Source organism: Duganella sp. 1411 (genome assembly GCF_017833525.1).
Classification (GTDB): domain Bacteria; phylum Pseudomonadota; class Gammaproteobacteria; order Burkholderiales; family Burkholderiaceae_D; genus Rugamonas.
The window spans coordinates 40223-57488 of record NZ_JAFICD010000001.1; the positions used below are offsets into that span (position 1 = coordinate 40223).

The window sequence follows — 17266 nt, forward strand, 5'->3', positions numbered from 1 at the left end:
CACGGAAATCCATATGAAACCAGACGTTCGCCTTGCCGCCGCCCTCCTGTTTGTCCCCGCCCTGTGTTTTGCCGATTCGAGCGAGGTCTCGGAACGCCAGATCGACGTGCCCAAGTGCAAAACGCCTGCGGCCAAGGTCGTCTTCACGGAGTTCAAATGCAAATCCGCCGATTGCTCGTCGGGCGCCGGCCAGCAGGACCCGCGGCAGTACCGCTGGTGGGAGCGTTCGGGCACGGTGGCGCAGCCGACCTACACCGGCGTCGGCACCGGCATGACCGAGATGCTGGCCACCGCGCTGACGCAGACCGGCTGCTTCGACGTGCAGGAACGCGCCGAAATGGAAGAAATCAACAAGGAGCTGGCGCTGATCGGCAAGAAGGTCGAAGCGGAAGCCGCCGACTACATGATCACCGGCTCGATCACCTCGCTGGGCTTCGAGCAGAGCTCGACCGGCCTGGGCGGCCTGAGCTTCCTCAAAGGCCCGCTGAGCATGCTGGCCGGCGCGGTCGATTACAAGAAATCCAAGGTCCACATGAACATGGACATCCGCGTGGTGGACGTCAAGCGCGCCAAGATCATCGCCTCCAAAACCTTCCAGGCCAATAACGAGAAGACCGGCTTCGGCGTCTCGGCGATGGGCTGGGGCGGCGGCACCGGCCTGGGCGGCAATCACGCCAGCATCAGCGGCTCGCCGCTGGAAGAGGTGGCGCGCGACCTGCTGGTCAAGTCGACCTCGTTCCTGACCGAGACCATCGCCGCCAAGAACATCAACGAGCGCGTGGCGGTCAAGGCGACTGACGTTTCCGTGAAATAAGCGTCCGCTTTTATCGGCTGTCACATTGAACGGCGGCGGGGCATCCCTGCCGCCGTTTGTCTTTGCTCGGGTTATTTTACTATTGTGCAAGTAATTGCTAAATGAAACTATAATGCTGGCCTCGATTTCTTTCGGCGCCACACAATGAATAAATTCCGCAAGGCTCTCATCTCCATGGCAGAAACTTGGGCGGCGAAGTCCGCTGGCGGGTCCGGGGCGTGAGCGTGTTGAACCGAGCGCTGGCGGCGCTGGACGTCTGGTTTGTCCGCCGCACGGGGTGGCTCGCCCATCCGCGCGCCGGCATGGTGGCGGCCGTGCTCATTCCCGTGCTGTTTGGCTTGATGTCGATGGTGATCGGTCAGGACGCCAATTGGGATTTGCGCAACTATCATCTATACAACGTCCACGCGTTGCTGAACGACCGCCTGGGCTTCGATCTGGCGCCGGCCCGTTTCCAGACGTATTTCAATCCCACGCTGGACTTGCTCTACTACGGCTTGAACCGTTTGTCGCCGCCGCTGGTGGTTGGCTTTGTCATGGGCGCCTTGCATGGACTGAATTTCGTGTTGGTGCTTGGGATCGCGCGCCAGCTGACCGGGGCGGGCGCCGACCTGCGCCTGCCGCTGCTGCTGGCCGCCGCCGCCGTGCTTGGCCCGGGCTTCCGTGGAGAGCTGGGCAACACCATGGGGGACAACACCACCGCGCTGTTCTTGTTGGGCGGCCTTTATTTGGCTTTGTCACGCTGGCAGGCGATGCTCGATCAAAACGTCAAGGGGACGATGGCCGTCCTGGGCGCCGGCTTGCTGATGGGACTGGGAACCGGATTGAAACTGACCAATCTCCCGTATGCGGTCGCGATGTGCCTGGCATTTCTTTGCGTTCCCTTGCCGTATCGCCGGCGATTCGCGATGGCCTTCCTGTTCGGCATCGGCGTGTCGGCCGGCGTGGCGCTGACAAGCGGCTGGTGGTTCCTCAAGATGTGGCAAATGTTCGGCAATCCGCTGTTCCCGCAATTTAATAACATATTCCACAGCCCTTGGGCGGCCGAGACTGGCGTTATCGATACGTCGTTTTTACCGAAGACGCTGCTTGAATATTTGCGCTGGCCGTTTATTTTTGCCAGCGATTTCCATCGCGTGACGGAGGTGGCGCACAGCCTGGTCATGTGGCCGGTAACCTATACGCTGTTGGCCATGTTTGGCGTGCTGGCGTTGCTGCGGCGTGTGCGTGGCGTGACATTGCCGAGCGTTGGTCCGCGCGGGCGATTTTTCCTGGTGTTTTGTGGCCTGGCCTATCTGGTCTGGATGCGTATGTTCAGCATTTACCGCTACCTGATCCCGTTGGAACTCCTGGTGCCGTTGATCATCTGGCTGCTGTGGCGCGGCATCGCCACATCGGCGCAGGCTGCGCACCGCCTGGCCGGCATGACGCTGGTGGTCCTGCTGCTGTGTGCCACCGCGACGCCGCAATGGGGCAATGCGCAGTGGGGAGCGCAGGCCTACAGCGCCGAGGTGCCGGCCTTTGAAGCGCCGGCGCAAAGCGTGATTTTCTTCGCCCAGCCGGAGCCCCCGATGGGTTGGATGGCGACGATGTTCCCGCCGCAGGTGAAATTCATCGGTGTCGACACCGGCTTCCCGGAATCGCCGGCGTGGCGCCAACGCATGCGCCAGGCCGTGGCCGAACGCAGCGGTCCGCATTACGTCATGCTTGGGGCGGTGAAGAACGAAAAGCTCGATACGTTGCGTAACAAGCTCGCCGCGGCTCAATGGCTGGGCTTGACCGACGATGCGGCCGGTTGCGCCAAGCTGGACTGGCTGGGGCGGGTGGTGCGCTTGCAGGTGGAACTGCGTCGGCTGCCCTCCGGCGGCTGCACCTTCGAACTGCCGCCACGGTATCGTGATATCGACCTGGCGACGCCAAATCGCGCCATCGTCGACGCGGCCGCGCAGCATTTGCAGCGCTTTGGCATCGCCGTCGATGTCGCCAGTTGCAACGTTTATCCGGCCGCGCTGGCCCGGAAGACGTATATGTACCAGCTGTGCAGGGCGATCCCCGCCATGACTGCGAATTGACGATGCTTTAGGATGGCACTGCGGAAACACATACTTTGATTGCGATCAAGGGCCGTCTCGTCGGCCTGAAATCCCCGTACAAGCTTGCTTAGTATCGTCGAACGAACGGCGCACTGGCGGGGTGGCGATGCGGATGGCGATTATCGGCTTTGCCGGCGGGGCGGCGTTCTTGCAGACGCGAGCGATGTTGCCCGCCATCTCGGTCATGGCGTGGGCTGTCGGATTTCTGTCGGCATGGCTGGCGCTTTGGCAGCTAGCAAGCAAGCGGCGGTTAATTGACGATGGCGCGCTTCGACATCGGGTTTGGGGAGCGACGCACGCTGTGCTGGTCGGCGCCATCGTTGGATTTTACTGGGCGGCCTGGCTGGCGCACGGGGTGTTGTCATCGCAACTGGCGAGCGCGGACGAGGGCCGCGATTTCACGGTGATCGGCACCGTCGACAATTTGCCTTATCGTTTCGCGCAGGGCGCACGCTTCAACTTTGCGGTGGAGCGGGTGCTGGATGGAGGTGGCGCCGCTGGGACGCCGCCGCCCGTGCCAGCAAGGGTCCCGCCGCGCATCGCGCTGTCCTGGTATGCCGGTTTCCGCGATCAGGTGACCGAGGTGGGGGACGTGCAACCGGGCGAGCGCTGGCAGTTGACGGTTCGCCTCCAGCGCCCCCATGGCAACGCCAACGAATACGGTTTCGATTACGAGGCTTGGCTGCTGGAGCAGGGCGTGCGGGCGACCGGCTATGTTCGGCCGCATCCCGCAAACCGCCGGCTGGATAGTTTCGTCTTCAGCGCCTCCAACCTTATCGAGCATGGTCGTGCCGCGCTGCGGGCGCGCATTCTGGCGGCGCTGCCGGACAAACCCTATGCCGGCGTGATCGTCGCGCTGGTGGTCGGCGACCAGCGCGGCATCGACCAATCGGACTGGAAGGTCTTCACCAATACCGGCATTGGTCATCTTGTCAGCATCAGCGGATTGCACATCACGATGGTGGCTGGTTTGTTCGCGCTCGCCGCGTTCACGTTGTGGCGGCACTCGTTTTTCACGCGGGCGCAATTGCCGCTGCTGCTGCCCGCGCAAAAGGTCGCGGCACTGGTCGGCGCGGCGGTCGCCTTGTTTTACGTGCTGTTGGCCGGATTTGGCGTGCCGGCGCAGCGCACCCTGTACATGCTGATCGTGGTCGCCGTCGCGTTGTGGCTGAATCGCATCGCCAGCGTGTCGCATGTGCTGTGCACAGCGCTCGGCGTGGTGGTGCTTCTGGACCCGTGGGCGGTTTTGTGGCCGGGCTTTTGGCTGTCGTTCGGCGCGGTGGCCGTGATCTTGTATTCGACTGTCGGCCGGACCACGCTGCGCCAGGCCCGCGGCGCGCCCGGCGCGGCCGACGCCTCGCAGCCGGGCGCGCCGACGTGGGGCGCTCGATGCTGGCAGGCCTTGCGCGTCGGCGCGCACACGCAGTACGCCGTCACGCTCGGGCTGGTGCCGCTGACGATGCTGTTGTTCGGGCAGGTCTCCGTCGTCAGCCCGCTGGCAAACGCGGTGGCGATTCCGTTGATCAGTCTTGTCGTCACTCCGCTGGCGCTGGTCGGCAGCATGCTGCCGCTGCCGATGGCCGGCTTCGTCCTCGGCTTGGCGCATCTGTTGGTGGAGTGGCTGACCATCTGCCTGCAGTGGTTCAGCGGCTTGCGGTTTGCCGTCTGGCGGGCGCCGACGCCGCCATTGTGGCTGTTTTGCTGGACGATGTTCGGCACCCTGTGGCTGCTGGCGCCGCGGGGTTGGCCGGCGCGCTGGCTCGGTCTGGCGACATGGATACCGTTGCTGGCTGCGGAGCCGTCGCACCCCGACCCTGGCCGCATGACCGTTACCGCCTTCGACGTCGGACAGGGCATGGCACTGCTGATCGAAACCAGCCATCATCGGCTGCTTTACGATACCGGCCCAAGCTACGGCCCCGAGATCAACGCCGGCGGTCGCGTCATCCTGCCGTATCTGCGGGCGCGCGGCATCGCCTCGCTCGACGGCATGATCGTCAGCCACAGCGACGCCGACCACTCGGGCGGCGCGCTGTCCGTGCTCGATGGCTTGCGCGTCGATTGGGTGCTGGCGTCGCTCATGACGAATCACCCGATCATGGAGGCGGCGCGCCGGCACGTGCGGTGTGCCGCCGGGCAGGCGTGGACCTGGGACGGCGTGCGCTTCGAGATACTGCATCCGCTGGGCGCCAGCTACGCGGACGCGTCGCTCAAGCCCAATGCGCGCGGCTGTACACTGAAGATCACGGCCGGCGGCAAATCGATGCTGCTGGCGGGCGATATCGAGGCGTTGCAGGAGTCGCAGCTAGTGCTGCGTGACCGCGAACGGCTGCGCGCCGATGTCCTGCTGGTGCCGCACCACGGCAGCGGCACCAGTTCGACGCCGGATTTTTTACAGGCCGTCAATCCGGCGGTGGCGGTTTTTCAGGTTGGCTACCGCAACCGCTACCAACACCCTAAAAAAGAAGTGTACGAGCGCTATGGCGAGCTGCAAATCCAACGCCTGCGCACCGATCAAACCGGCGCCCTGACGCTCGACTTCGGCCAGACGATCCGCATCGCCAGTTACCGCGAGACGCACGCCCGCTACTGGTACGGCCGCTAAGTTAGCCCGGTTCTCGTAGGGCGGATTAGGCGGAACGCCGTAATCGGCCATCTATGCGCCGCCGGTAACGCATGCATGGCCGATTACGCTGCGCTCCTAAGGCCTACCGGCAGGTAGGCCGCTTCATCGATGGGCCCCGGGGCGGTTAGCGGGCCTCGCCCGCTAACCGCCCTACGTGATTCCGGTGGACGCTCAGCCTCGGAGTGAATTAGAGCATCTCCACCAAGTTGCTTACCCGAAGTGCCGTTACAATTGGTCGATAATAACCAGACGGAGACCGCTTGTGAGCAAGCCCAAGCTGCATTTCGCCCATGCCAACAGCTATCCGGCCGGCGTGTACCGGCAGTTTTTCGATCGACTGAACGATCGATTCGACATCCAGGCGCTCGATATGCACGCCCATAATCCGCGCTATCCGGTCTCCGACTGCTGGCCGCTGCTGGTCGACGAGTACATCGCCGAACTGACCGCGCGTTACACCGAGCCGGTGATCCTGGTCGGGCATTCGCTTGGCGGCATGCTGAGTTTATTGGTCGCCCACGCGCGGCCGGACCTGGTGCGCTCATGGGAGACCAGTCAATCGGGCCACGCGCACACGCAGGCGCTGGTGGGCGGCCATTTCCGCCTGACTCCCGGTGGCCATCGGCGAGAAAGTCGAAGCGGAAGCGGCCGACTACATGATCACCGGCTCGGCGCGTGGCGGTCAAGGCGACTGACGTTTCCGTGAAATAAGCATCGCGCTTTATTGGCGGTATCGAACGGAGGCGGGACGAATCCTGCCGCCGTTTTTTTTCGTTGCGCTCCGAAAAGAGTAGCTTGGATCCTGATCAAAGGTCGTAGCGACGGGGTGAATGCGCCGCCCAGGGTTGCTTAGTATCGCTGTGGCGGTCAAAACAGATTTGACCGAATGCGAGAACGACGCGCGGGGGAAGCGATGCGGATGGCGACAATCGGCTTTGCGGCGGGGGCGGCGTTGTTGCAGACGCAGGCCGCGCGCTGCCCGTGGCCTCGCCTCCACGATTGCCGTTGCGTTAGGAGTCGTGTCGGCGTGGCTGATCGCTTGGCAGTTTGCGATCAAGCGCGGCTTGCCGGTCGGTGGCGCGCTCTGGCAGATTGGCTCACATCTGTCGGCTGGCGTGATCATCGGTCTTTGCTGGGCCGCCCGGGTGGCCCAAGGCGAATGCCGGTCCCGCCGCGCATCGCGCTGCCCTGGTATGCCGGTTTCCGCGATCAGGTGACCGAGGTGGGGGACGTGCAACCAGGCGAGCGCTCGCCGGCGCCGACAGCGGCGGCGAAGGGCTGCCGCGATCTACTCGCTGATCGGCACAGCCAAGCTGAACGCTGTCGACCCCGAAGCCTGGTTGCGCCACGTGCTGACGTATATTGCCGATCATCCCGTCAACCGGGTTGATGATTTCTTGCCCTGGAACTGCAATTTACCAGCAGCCCTCTGAGATCACGCCGCTTCCCAGCGGTGTGACGTTATCATCGATCAAATCGCCACGGCACTCAAGACGGCGCTGAGCGGACGCATACTGTCCAACAGACTCGTGGCGATTCAATGTACCAAAAGAGACTGAATCTTCATGGTCGCTGCCTTCGGCAGCGGCCCAGGTTTTTCGCCAACTATGCCGATTGTGTATGCCGTTATGAGAGCATTGGTACCTGGTTTATCGCCGCCGCCATCAGAGAATCCGTAGTATTGTACGTGCGCCTTTCCGTCTCCCGGGATGTCAAAACCCTGATTTTCGACTAGAGGACTTAAGATCCACGGCCTCGAGCCTGCTTTCTTGTATCCCTGCGACACGGTTTTGTGGAACGCGACAATGGAGTAAGCGAGGCTCCTGGTGTTATCGATCGGCGAGATCCAGTCATCACGACTCCGGGTTCCGTTTCCTCGTACGAGGATTTGTTGTCCAGTGAGGGCGTCACATACGAAAATCATGTTCTCCCACAGCGCCCTTACGGTGAACGTCAAGCGCACTGCCTGCCCTTGAGGAACAGTGAACTGTACACGTTGTGCGGGATCAACCCGTACTGGGCCATTAGAACAATCCTCCCCAGCAATAGCAGTACCATACAAAACGAAGCTAGCTGCAGCCACGACAAACATTGAAGCGAAGGTTTTTATGCTTAACATAAGTGAACTCCTAAAGGTAAGTATGGGCAGCTTCTAGGCTTGTTGGCGACCAAACTGCTGCGGAGGTGATTTGCCAGCCATAATAGTTGGTTACATAATCGACCTCCTTTTTGACGTGCGGTGGGGATGTGCAGCGAACCGGATAAATTTTAGGGTCCCGGTCCATGGGGCGGAATCCCGCGTTCACGGTACAGAACGCCTGCTCCTGGTCGTCGGCCGCAGCCAGCCGCACTAAGATGCGAGTTTGGCGCTGCGAGTTGCACGCGAAAAATTGACTAATTCTCCGTTCACATCCTTGATCACCTCCACGTCGGCCGGCGGTCTCATAAAGTAGAGCGCAGCACCCTCCATTTTCTCAAATGTTGGAGCCTCCTTCAAACCCGGGGCGATTCAGTTAGCCCGGTTTTCGTAGGGCGGATTAGGCGGAACGCCGTAATCCGCCATGAGCCGTCGACGGCGCTTGGCGGATTACGCTGCGCTAATCCGCCCTACGTGATTCCGTTGGACGCGTAATCCCGGAGTGAATTAGAGCATCTCCACCAAGTTGCTTACCCGAAGTGCCGTTACAATTGGTCGATAATAACCATACGGAGACCGCTTGTGAGCAAGCCCAAGCTGCATTTCGCCCATGCCAACAGCTATCCGGCCGGCGTGTACCGACAGTTTTTCGAGCGTCTGAACGATCGATTCGACATCCAGGCGCTCGATATGCACGCCCACAATCCACGCTATCCCGTCTCCGACTGCTGGCCGCTGCTGGTCGACGAGTACATCGCCGACCTGACCGCGCGTTACACCGAGCCGGTGATCTTGGTCGGGCACTCGCTTGGCGGCATGCTCAGTCTATTGGTCGCCCACGCGCGGCCGGACCTGGTGCGCTGCGTCGTCATGCTCGATGCGCCGGTGGTCGGCGGTTGGCGCGCGCTGGTCTGGCGCACCATTAAACTGCTCGGCAAGGCGTATGACGTGCCGCCGGCTAAATTCTCCAAGCGCCGCCGCAATACGTGGCCCAGCGCGGCGGCCGCGTACGAGCACTTCGCCGCCAAGGATATCTTCGCGGCTTGGGCGCCCGGCGTGCTGGCCGATTACATCGACAATGGCCTGAAACCGCATCCGGACGGCGTGCAGCTGCGCTTTACGCGCGAGATCGAGACGGCGGTCTACGCCACCTTGCCGCATCATTTGCCGAAGGTGGTGCGGGGACGCTTCCCGGTGCCGATCGGTTTCATCGGCGGCACCGATTCGTGGGAGACCAGTCAATCGGGCCACGCGCACACGCAGGCGCTGGTGGGCAGCCATTTCCGGCTGATCCCCGGCGGCCATCTGTTCCCGATGGAGACGCCGGCGGCGGCGGCCGACGCCACCGCCGACATGATAGCCGGTCTGCTGGACGAACAATCGACCGCCAATGGCGCTAAAAAAGTTCTTAAATACGGGTCTTTCGCGTAAAATCTCGTCCATTCGGCGCGGTAGCGCCCCCGGTAATTTTAGGAATACCTTGCGATGACGATTAAAAGCGATAAATGGATACGCCGGATGGCGGAGCAGCATGGGATGATCGAGCCGTTCTTCCCGGACCAAGTGCGCGAGCAGGACGGCCGCAAGGTCATCTCCTACGGCACCTCGTCGTATGGCTACGATATCCGCTGCGCCGACGAATTCAAGATCTTCACCAACATTAACAGCACCATCGTCGATCCGAAGAACTTCGATTCGAATTCCTTCGTCGACGTCAAAAGCGACGTTTGCATCATTCCGCCGAATTCCTTCGCGCTAGCCCGCACCATGGAGTATTTCCGTATTCCGCGCAGCGTGCTGACCGTCTGCCTGGGTAAATCGACGTACGCGCGCTGCGGCATCATCGTCAACGTGACGCCGTTCGAGCCGGAATGGGAAGGCTACGTGACGCTGGAGTTCTCCAACACCACGCCGCTGCCGGCCAAAATCTACGCCGGCGAGGGCTGCGCGCAGGTGCTGTTCTTCGAGAGCGATGAAGTGTGCGAGGTGTCGTACAAGGACCGTAACGGTAAATACCAGGGCCAGCGCGGCGTGACCTTGCCGAAAGCTTAATAGTTCTTTTTACTGTAGCTTCACCGGCAGGATCATCTCCACACACAAGCCACCACCCGCTCGGTTGGTGGCTTTTATACTTCCGCCGTGCGCTTCGATCACGTGCTGGGCGATCGCCAGTCCCAGGCCGTGGCCTTCGGCGCCGGCGTTACTGGATCGGAAGAAGGGCTGGAAGATGGTTTCCAGGTCGGCCGGCGCTACGCCCGGCCCGCGATCGAGCACGCGGATGCATAGCTGGCGGGCGTCGGGCAGGGCACGCGCTTGCAGCTGCACTTCGCCACCTTCGGCGCTGTGCTTGATGGCGTTGCGGACCACGTTTTCTATCGCGCGCCCCAGCAGGTCGGCCTGGCCGACCACCAGCACGTCGGCCTCGCCCTCGCGCACCACCGTGCGCTGCTGGCTGGCCGCCTCGTAGCTGGCGTCGTCGGCGATCTGCTCCAGTAGATCGGCCATGCTGATTTCCTCCTGGCTGGCCTTGATCGCGCCGGCCTCCAGGCGCGCCAGGGTCAATAACTCTCCCACCAGTTTGTCCATGCGGACGCTTTCGCGTTCGATGCGTTCCATCGACGCGGCGATCTTGTCCGGCTGCTGGTGCGCCAGGCCGATCGCCGCCTGCAGGCGCGCCAGCGGCGAACGCAGTTCGTGCGAGACGTCGTGCAGCAGGCGTGTCTGGCCGTCGATCAGATTGCGCAGGCGCGCCGTCATGCGGTCGAAGTCGCGACCGAGGTCGTTCAGCTCCGTGTGGCTTTTGCCGGACGCGCTGACGAAGCGCGGCGCCAGATCGCCACCGGCGGCGGCGTCGAACGCCTGCCGCAAGGCGCGGATCGGCCGCGAAAAATACCAAGCCAGCAGCACCGAGAACAGCAGGCTGGCGAAGACCGCCGCGACGATCGGTATCCAGGGCGTGAGCGGTTGAAGCCGGGGACCCATCGGGCCGCGCCAGTCGCCGCGCGGGCCTTGCATGCCTGCCGGCGCGCCGTTGGCGGCGTTGGCTGCCTGCGCCGGCGGCGGGTTGCCGGGACCGGGGCCGTCAGGCGGCGGTTCGCCAGGTCCGCCGGGCCGGCCGTCGACATTGCCGCCCATCGGCCTGTCCGGCGGCGCCATTTGCTGTTTGTTCAAGCCGGCGAGCAGCTGCCGCGATTCGCTGTCGAAGCCCCGCTGGCGTTCGGCCCACGGCAGGAAGAGCAGGTAGCGATTGCCTTCCGGGTCGTACACCTGGCGCACCACGCGGCGTTTGCCGTCGTCCTTGAGCAGGGCGCGCGACTCGCGCAGCATGGCCGGGCTGACGATTCGGCCCAGCATTTCGTGGCCATGATCGTCGACCGCGTAGACGCGCCGGCGGTCCATATTGTCCAGCATGCGCCGCAAGGCGTTGGTGCCGCCGTATTCCAGCGTCGCGGCGGCGGCGTTGATGGCGATTTCCGCCGGCGGGCTGGTGTCGATGTCCGCCGGGGTGGCCTTTTGCTGGCTGCGGTCCTTGAGCCAGATGCCGCCGACGACGCCCACGGTCGCCGTCATCTGTGCCAGCAGTATGCACACGAAGAACTTCCAGAACAGACGGCCCACGGGCTACTCCTTGATCAACTGGTAGCCAAGGCGGTAGACGGTTTGCAGGCACGAGCGGCCGTCGGCGATGGTGCCGAGCTTGTGGCGCAGGCTGCTCAGGTGGACGTCGATATTGCGGTCGAAGCGCGCCAGCGGGCGCCCCAGGCCTTGCTCGGACAGGGTGTTCTTGCTGACCGGGCGGCCGGCGTTGCGCGCCAGGACCTCCAGCAGATTGAATTCGGTGCTGGTCAGTTCCAGCTTGGCGCCGCCCCAGGCCGCGCGACGCTGCTCCGGCCACATCGTCAGTTGGCCGACATTGAGCGCGGCCGGCCTGCCGTTGTCGGTCGGCGCGCTTTGCGCCCGGCGCAGGATGGCGCGGATGCGCGCCGTCAGTTCACGCGGGGTGCACGGTTTGGCGACGTAATCGTCCGCGCCCAATTCCAGGCCGACGATGCGGTCGGTGTCGTCGCCGCGGCCGGTGAGCATCAGGATCGGCAGCTGGCTGTTGGTGCGAATCCGGCGCAGCGTCTCCAGGCCGTTCATGCGCGGCATCATCACGTCGAGGATGGCGATCGCGTACTTGCCGGTGGCCGCTTCGGCCGTGCCGGCCTCGCCATCGTGCACGGCTTGGACCTCGAAGCCTTCCTGCTCCAGATACTCCTGGAACATGCCCACCAGCTCGATATCGTCGTCTATCAACAGGACTTTGCTCTTCATTTGCCGCGCATTTCTTTCTAAAAGGACTGCCAATCATAACAGCCCGGCCGCAGCCGCCAGCGGCCTTTTACCCCGTTTTACAACGTATTTCCCAAGAGTAAATCAACGCGGAATGGGTGCTTTACATCGATTTACGTTGTCTTTACGGTACTTAACGTGGGGCAACTAGAGAATGACGTCTCCGAATTCAAACAAGGATGGTTAGCATGAAAACGAAGAAAACCGGAGTACACAAGCGGCTGCTGGCCATGGCGATGGCGCTGCCATTGCTGGTCATTGGCGGCGCTGGCGCCAACGAGATGGGCGGCGAGCATCCGCCGATGATGCATGGCGGGCCGGATCGGGACGGTCCGGGGGGCGGCCCGCGCATGGATGGCGGCATGCCGCCGTTTATCGGCCCGGGCATGGTCGGACGGCCGTCCTTCATGCGCGGCGTCGAGTTGAGCGAAGCGCAGGAAGACAAGGTCTTCGCGATCCTGCACGAAGAAAAGCCTTATCTGCACGAGCAGGGCAAGGCCGCCGCCAAGGCGAACGAGGCGCTTCACGAGATGGCCGGCGCCGACAAGTATGACGATGCCAAAGCGGCGGCGCTGGCGCAGGCCGCCGCCACCGCCATGGCCAATATCGCCTTGCAGCGCGTGCGCACCGAGCAAAAACTGCTGGCGGTGCTCACGCCCGAACAGCGCAAGAAGCAGGCCGGTGAGCGGGATGGTAAAGACAAGCCGCGCCTGCCTCGCCCGTAAGGTTTTATGTAGCGTTCCCCTAAATCAAATAAGCGGAGAAAACTTATGTCGATTAATGCCCTCAGTTCCACCAGCGCGGCCAGCCAGCTCAGTTTCCTGAGCCGTGCGGGCGGCGGCAACGCCACCAACGCCACCGAAGGCGCGCGCCGACCGCCACCACCTGACGGCGGCGGCTTCGCCGACGCCATCGCCGAAGCGCTGAAGTCGATCGGCGTCACCGATACATCCGCCAGCGGCACCAGTAGCGCCACCAGCACCGACGCTGCCGAGTCGACCGACGGCACCGACACCGTGGCCGACGCGCTCGGCAGCTTCCTGCAAAGTTTGATGGGCGCGCTGCACGCGCAAAGCAGCGGCCAGCCCGAGGCGCCGCCGCCGTACAGCGAGGCGGCGGGCCAGGGGGGCGGCGGTCCCGGCAAGCTGGAATCGGATTTGCAAAGTCTGATCGCCAAGCTGGGCTCCGGCGGCACCGCCACCAGCGCCGATAGCGCCGATGGCACGGACGCGGTCAGCGACCTGGAGACGACTTTCCAGAATCTGTTGGACAGGCTTGGCGGCGGCAGCGCCACGGCCAGCGCCGACGGTACGGACGCCGGCACCAAACTGGCCGCCTTCCTGGAGGCGTTGTCTTCCAAGGTTGGCGGCAGTGGCGCCAGCGGCAACCTGGTCAACACCACGGTTTAACCGACACAGCAACGACCACCCCCGTCATCGCGGGGTGGCGATTCAACCATTCAAGCAGGGAGCAAGCATGGAACATCATGACGATCATCACGAGCACAGCTTGGCGGCCGATCTGGCGGCGATGCTTAATCTGAACAGCGACCGTCGCCAGACGTTGCGCTGGTTGTTGGCGGGCGCCTCGGCGCTGCCGATCATGGGTTGCGGCGGCGGTGACAGCACCACCGATTCCACCAGCACGGCAGCCACCACCACCACGCCGACGACGACCACGACCACGACCACGACGCCAACGTCCGGCTCGTGCTCGGTGATACCGGAGGAGACCGGCGGCCCGTATCCGGGCGACGGCACCAACAGCAATTCGAGCGGCGTGGTCAATGTGCTGACGCAATCGGGCGTCGTGCGCAGCGATATCCGCAGCAGCTTCAACGGAGCGACCGGCGTGGCGGCCGGCGTGCCGCTGACCATCAAGCTACAGATCGTCAATACCAATGGCAGTTGTGCTTCGCTGGATGGGTTCGCGGTGTACCTGTGGCACTGCGACCGCGATGGCAATTATTCGCTGTATTCCAGCGGCGTGACGACGCAAAATTATTTGCGCGGGGTGCAGGCGACGGACAGCGGTGGCGTCGTGACGTTCACGTCGATCTTCCCGGGTTGCTATTCGGGGCGGGTGCCGCATGTGCACTTCGAGGTTTACCGGTCGTTGTCGGCGGCGACCAGCGCGGCGAACCGGATCAAGACATCGCAGTTCAGCTTCCCGGTGGCGACCTGTAATGAGGTGTACGCCACGAGCGGCTACAGCGCCAGCGTGCGCAATATGGCCGCGATCAGTCTCGCAACCGACAATGTGTTCAGCGATGGATATTCATTGCAGATGACCACGGTCACGGGCAACGCCACCGATGGCTATGTCGCGACGTTGACGGTGGGCGTGGCCGCTTGATCGGATACACCTCGGAATCACGTAGGGCGGATTAGGCGGAACGCCGTAATCCGCCAATGCATGCGCCGCCGGCGGCGCACGCATTGGCCGATTACGCTGCGCTAATCCGCCCTACGTGTATCACGTTGTATCACGCGTCTCCGTAATGACTTCGCCGTTAGCGCCCGCGCATGGCCTCGGCGATCTTCTGGTCGGTCTTGTACTGACTTAGCGAATACACCGCCCAGATCGCCGCTGGCAGCCAGCCGATCACAGTCAGTTGCAGGATCAGGCAGATGATGCCGGCGAACGGACGGCCGATCGTGAAAAAGGTCAGCCACGGAAGGATCAGGGCAATAAGAAGGCGCATGCGTGTCTTTTCTCTCTAAAATTTACCAATACCGATTGGCCGGGCTACCCCGGCCCCCACGTCAGGCGTCCTGCTTGACGCAATCGACGAAGTAACCGCGCTTGCCGTCCACCTCGCGCTTGACCAAACCGTGCACGTCCGTCTCGAAGCCCGGGAAGCGCTCGTTGAAGTCGCGCGCGAAGCGCAGATAGTCGACGATGGTCTTGTTGAAACGCTCGCCCGGAATCAGCAGCGGAATGCCCGGCGGATAAGGCGTCAGCAGGATCGACGTGATGCGGCCTTCCAGCTCCTCGATCGCCACGCGCTCGATCTCGCGGTGCGCCATCTTGGCGAAGGCGTCCGACGGTTTCATCGCCGGGATCATGTCCGACAAATACATCTCGGTGGTCAAACGCGCGACGTCGTAGGCCTTGTAGAAGTCGTGGATCTGCTGGCACAAATCGCGCAGGCCCATTTTTTCGTAGGTCGGGTTGGCGGCCGCGAATTCCGGCAGGATGCGCCACATCGGCTGGTTCTTGTCGTAGTCGTCCTTGAACTGCTGCAACGCGGTCAGCAAGGTGTTCCAGCGGCCCTTGGTGATGCCGATGGTGAACATGATGAAGAACGAGTACAGTCCGCACTTCTCGATGATCACGCCGTGCTCGGCCAGATACTTGGTGACGATCGACGCCGGAATGCCGCTGTCGGCGAACTGGCCGTCGAGCGACAGGCCCGGGTTGACGATGGTCGCCTTGATCGGGTCGAGCATGTTGAAGTTCGGCGCCAGGTTGCCGAAGCCGTGCCAGTCGTCCTCGGCACGGATGACCCAGTCCTCGCGCGAGCCGATGCCTTCCTCGGCGAAGTTCTGCGGCCCCCACACCTGGAACCACCAGTCCTTGCCCCATTCCTGGTCGATCTTCTGCATGGCGCGGCGGAAGTCCAGCGCCTCCAGGATCGATTCCTCCACCAGCGCGGTGCCGCCCGGCGCCTCCATCATGGCGGCGGCGACGTCGCACGAGGCGATGATCGAGTACTGCGGCGAGGTCGAGGTGTGCATCAGGTAGGCCTCGTTGAAGGCGTCGCGGTCGAGCTTGACCGTTTCCGATTCGCGCACCAGCACCTGCGAGGCCTGCGACAGGCCGGCGAGCAGCTTGTGGGTCGACTGGGTCGAGAAGATCATCGACTCCTTGGCGCGCGGACGGTCCTTGCCGATCGCGTGCATGTCCTTGTAGAAGTCGTGGAAGGTGGCGTGCGGCAGCCACGCTTCGTCGAAGTGCAGGGTGTCGATCTTGCCGTCCAGCAGCTCGCGCAAGGTTTCGACGTTGTAAACCACGCCGTCGTAGGTCGACTGCGTGATGGTCAGGATGCGTGGCTTCTTGTTCTTGGCTTCACGGGCGAACGGGTTCGCCTCGATCTTGCGCATGATGCTTTCCATCGAGAACTCTTCCAGCGGAATGGGGCCGATAATGCCCAAATGGTTGCGCGTCGGCATCAGGAACACGGGAATCGCGCCGCACATGATGATCGAGTGCAGGATCGACTTGTGGCAGTTGCGGTCGACGACGACGATGTCGCCCGGCGCCACGGTCGAGTGCCAGACCATCTTGTTCGACGTCGAGGTGCCGTTGGTGACGAAGTAGCAGTGGTCGGCGTTGAAGATGCGCGCGGCGTTGCGCTCGGACGCGGCCACCGGGCCGGTGTGGTCGAGCAGCTGGCCGAGTTCCTCGACGGCGTTGCAGACGTCGGCGCGCAGCATATTCTCGCCGAAGAACTGGTGGAACATCTGGCCGATCGGCGACTTCAGGAAGGCCACGCCGCCCGAGTGGCCGGGGCAGTGCCACGAGTACGAACCGTCGTTGGCGTAGTGCACCAGCGCGCGGAAGAACGGCGGCGACAGGCCGTCCAGGTAGGACTTGGCCTCGCGGATGATGTGGCGGGCGACGAATTCGGGGGTGTCCTCGAACATGTGGATGAAGCCGTGCAGCTCGCGCAGGATATCGTTGGGGATGTGGCGCGAGGTGCGGGTTTCGCCGTACAGGTAGATCGGGATGTCGGCGTTCTTGTAGCGGATTTCCTCGACGAAGGCGCGCAGCGACTTGAGCGCGGTGTCGGTCTCCTCGACCGAGCCGGCCCCGAATTCCTCGTCGTCGATCGACAGCACGAAGGCCGACGCGCGCGACTGCTGCTGGGCGAACTGGGACAGGTCGCCGTAGCTGGTCACGCCCACCACTTCCATGCCTTCTTTTTCCATCGCATCGGCGAGGGCGCGGATGCCCAGGCCGGACGTGTTCTCAGAACGGAAATCCTCGTCGATGATGACGATGGGGAAACGAAATTTCATGCATGTCTCCAAAAAAGCAAGCCGCCCCTGACAAATGTGAAGGGGCGGACTAGGGCGCGACACTATTGGCTAGCGATCGCAGAAAAAAAATAAGAACGGGATTCTCGCAGAAATGCGCCCGCTGCGGGAAAAAAATATCATATAGAAAAAATGATCAAACCGCGCAGTAGAGTGCCTCACCGGTGTGACCGGCGTATTACAGGGGCGTGCGGGCTGGAGCGCTGAGCCAACCCCAGGGCA

At 63.0% G+C, this 17266-nt stretch carries 13 protein-coding genes and 3 pseudogenes; 10 read left to right on the forward strand and 6 right to left on the reverse strand.

Features of this window, described 5'->3' with window-relative positions; translation table 11 throughout:
• Positions 1 to 13 precede the first annotated feature (13 nt).
• The 5 genes and pseudogenes from JOD97_RS00150 to JOD97_RS00170 all read left to right on the forward strand — a co-directional run.
• Positions 14 to 814 carry a CsgG/HfaB family protein gene (locus JOD97_RS00150; RefSeq protein WP_209712633.1) on the forward strand — a complete coding sequence of 267 codons (801 nt, stop codon included), beginning with the start codon at positions 14 to 16 and terminating at the stop codon, positions 812 to 814.
• A 224-nt stretch (positions 815 to 1038) separates the two neighbouring features.
• Positions 1039 to 2886, forward strand: coding sequence for a hypothetical protein (locus tag JOD97_RS00155; RefSeq protein WP_209712634.1), 1848 nt, complete (start codon positions 1039 to 1041; stop codon positions 2884 to 2886).
• Between the two features lie 127 nt (positions 2887 to 3013).
• Positions 3014 to 5512, forward strand: a complete 2499-nt coding sequence (locus JOD97_RS00160) for a DNA internalization-related competence protein ComEC/Rec2 (RefSeq protein WP_209712635.1) — start codon at positions 3014 to 3016, stop codon at positions 5510 to 5512.
• 283 nt (positions 5513 to 5795) lie between these two features.
• Positions 5796 to 6074, forward strand: a pseudogene (locus JOD97_RS33190) (alpha/beta fold hydrolase); the annotation flags it as partial.
• 710 nt (positions 6075 to 6784) lie between these two features.
• A pseudogene (locus JOD97_RS00170) lies at positions 6785 to 6966 on the forward strand (transposase domain-containing protein); the annotation flags it as partial.
• Positions 6967 to 7070: 104 nt separating this feature from the next.
• Here the strand turns inward: JOD97_RS00170 and JOD97_RS00175 are convergent.
• Entirely contained in the window at positions 7071 to 7652 is a 582-nt protein-coding gene (locus JOD97_RS00175; RefSeq protein ID WP_209712636.1) for a hypothetical protein, read from the reverse strand.
• Positions 7653 to 7904: 252 nt separating this feature from the next.
• Positions 7905 to 7997: pseudogene (locus tag JOD97_RS33195) on the reverse strand (DNA adenine methylase); the annotation flags it as partial.
• Between the two features lie 255 nt (positions 7998 to 8252).
• On the opposite strand from JOD97_RS33195, the gene JOD97_RS00180 reads away from it, so the two are divergent.
• Positions 8253 to 9101, forward strand: coding sequence for an alpha/beta fold hydrolase (locus JOD97_RS00180; RefSeq protein ID WP_209712637.1), 849 nt, complete (start codon positions 8253 to 8255; stop codon positions 9099 to 9101).
• A gap of 54 nt (positions 9102 to 9155) precedes the next feature.
• The gene (gene dcd / locus JOD97_RS00185) at positions 9156 to 9722 is read left to right on the forward strand and encodes a dCTP deaminase (RefSeq protein WP_090319479.1); all 567 of its coding nucleotides are present in this window, start codon (positions 9156 to 9158) and stop codon (positions 9720 to 9722) included.
• A 9-nt stretch (positions 9723 to 9731) separates the two neighbouring features.
• Here dcd and JOD97_RS00190 read toward each other — a convergent pair whose 3' ends face one another.
• Complete coding sequence (locus JOD97_RS00190; RefSeq protein WP_209712638.1) at positions 9732 to 11288, reverse strand: ATP-binding protein; 1557 nt, start codon at positions 11286 to 11288, stop codon at positions 9732 to 9734.
• A gap of 3 nt (positions 11289 to 11291) precedes the next feature.
• Positions 11292 to 11984, reverse strand: coding sequence for a response regulator transcription factor (locus tag JOD97_RS00195; protein WP_209712639.1), 693 nt, complete (start codon positions 11982 to 11984; stop codon positions 11292 to 11294).
• A gap of 206 nt (positions 11985 to 12190) precedes the next feature.
• On the opposite strand from JOD97_RS00195, the gene JOD97_RS00200 reads away from it, so the two are divergent.
• The 3 genes from JOD97_RS00200 (at position 12191) to JOD97_RS00210 (ending at position 14357) form a co-directional block, all read left to right on the forward strand.
• Positions 12191 to 12727, forward strand: coding sequence for a Spy/CpxP family protein refolding chaperone (locus JOD97_RS00200; protein ID WP_209712640.1), 537 nt, complete (start codon positions 12191 to 12193; stop codon positions 12725 to 12727).
• A 45-nt stretch (positions 12728 to 12772) separates the two neighbouring features.
• Entirely contained in the window at positions 12773 to 13411 is a 639-nt protein-coding gene (locus JOD97_RS00205) for a hypothetical protein (RefSeq protein WP_209712641.1), read from the forward strand.
• Positions 13412 to 13478: 67 nt separating this feature from the next.
• Entirely contained in the window at positions 13479 to 14357 is an 879-nt protein-coding gene (locus tag JOD97_RS00210; RefSeq protein ID WP_209712642.1) for an intradiol ring-cleavage dioxygenase, read from the forward strand.
• Between the two features lie 157 nt (positions 14358 to 14514).
• Here JOD97_RS00210 and JOD97_RS00215 read toward each other — a convergent pair whose 3' ends face one another.
• On the reverse strand, positions 14515 to 14706 hold the full coding sequence (locus JOD97_RS00215; RefSeq protein WP_209712643.1) for a YqaE/Pmp3 family membrane protein: 192 nt from the start codon (positions 14704 to 14706) through the stop codon (positions 14515 to 14517).
• Positions 14707 to 14767: 61 nt separating this feature from the next.
• Positions 14768 to 17026 (reverse strand): arginine/lysine/ornithine decarboxylase, encoded by a 2259-nt coding sequence (locus tag JOD97_RS00220; RefSeq protein WP_209712644.1) that lies wholly within the window; start codon positions 17024 to 17026, stop codon positions 14768 to 14770.
• Positions 17027 to 17266: the final 240 nt, after the last annotated feature.

What these genes read in the sequence shown, in the direction of transcription:
- dcd (WP_090319479.1), top strand. Translation starts at nt 9,156, where the DNA reads ATGACGATTAAAAGCGATAAATGGATACGCCGGATGGCGGAGCAGCAT.
- JOD97_RS00215 (WP_209712643.1), bottom strand. Translation starts at nt 14,706, where the DNA reads ATGCGCCTTCTTATTGCCCTGATCCTTCCGTGGCTGACCTTTTTCACG.
- JOD97_RS00150 (WP_209712633.1), top strand. Translation starts at nt 14, where the DNA reads ATGAAACCAGACGTTCGCCTTGCCGCCGCCCTCCTGTTTGTCCCCGCC.
- JOD97_RS00160 (WP_209712635.1), top strand. Translation starts at nt 3,014, where the DNA reads ATGCGGATGGCGATTATCGGCTTTGCCGGCGGGGCGGCGTTCTTGCAG.
- JOD97_RS00205 (WP_209712641.1), top strand. Translation starts at nt 12,773, where the DNA reads ATGTCGATTAATGCCCTCAGTTCCACCAGCGCGGCCAGCCAGCTCAGT.
- JOD97_RS00220 (WP_209712644.1), bottom strand. Translation starts at nt 17,026, where the DNA reads ATGAAATTTCGTTTCCCCATCGTCATCATCGACGAGGATTTCCGTTCT.
- JOD97_RS00200 (WP_209712640.1), top strand. Translation starts at nt 12,191, where the DNA reads ATGAAAACGAAGAAAACCGGAGTACACAAGCGGCTGCTGGCCATGGCG.
- JOD97_RS00175 (WP_209712636.1), bottom strand. Translation starts at nt 7,652, where the DNA reads ATGTTAAGCATAAAAACCTTCGCTTCAATGTTTGTCGTGGCTGCAGCT.
- JOD97_RS00210 (WP_209712642.1), top strand. Translation starts at nt 13,479, where the DNA reads ATGGAACATCATGACGATCATCACGAGCACAGCTTGGCGGCCGATCTG.
- JOD97_RS00195 (WP_209712639.1), bottom strand. Translation starts at nt 11,984, where the DNA reads ATGAAGAGCAAAGTCCTGTTGATAGACGACGATATCGAGCTGGTGGGC.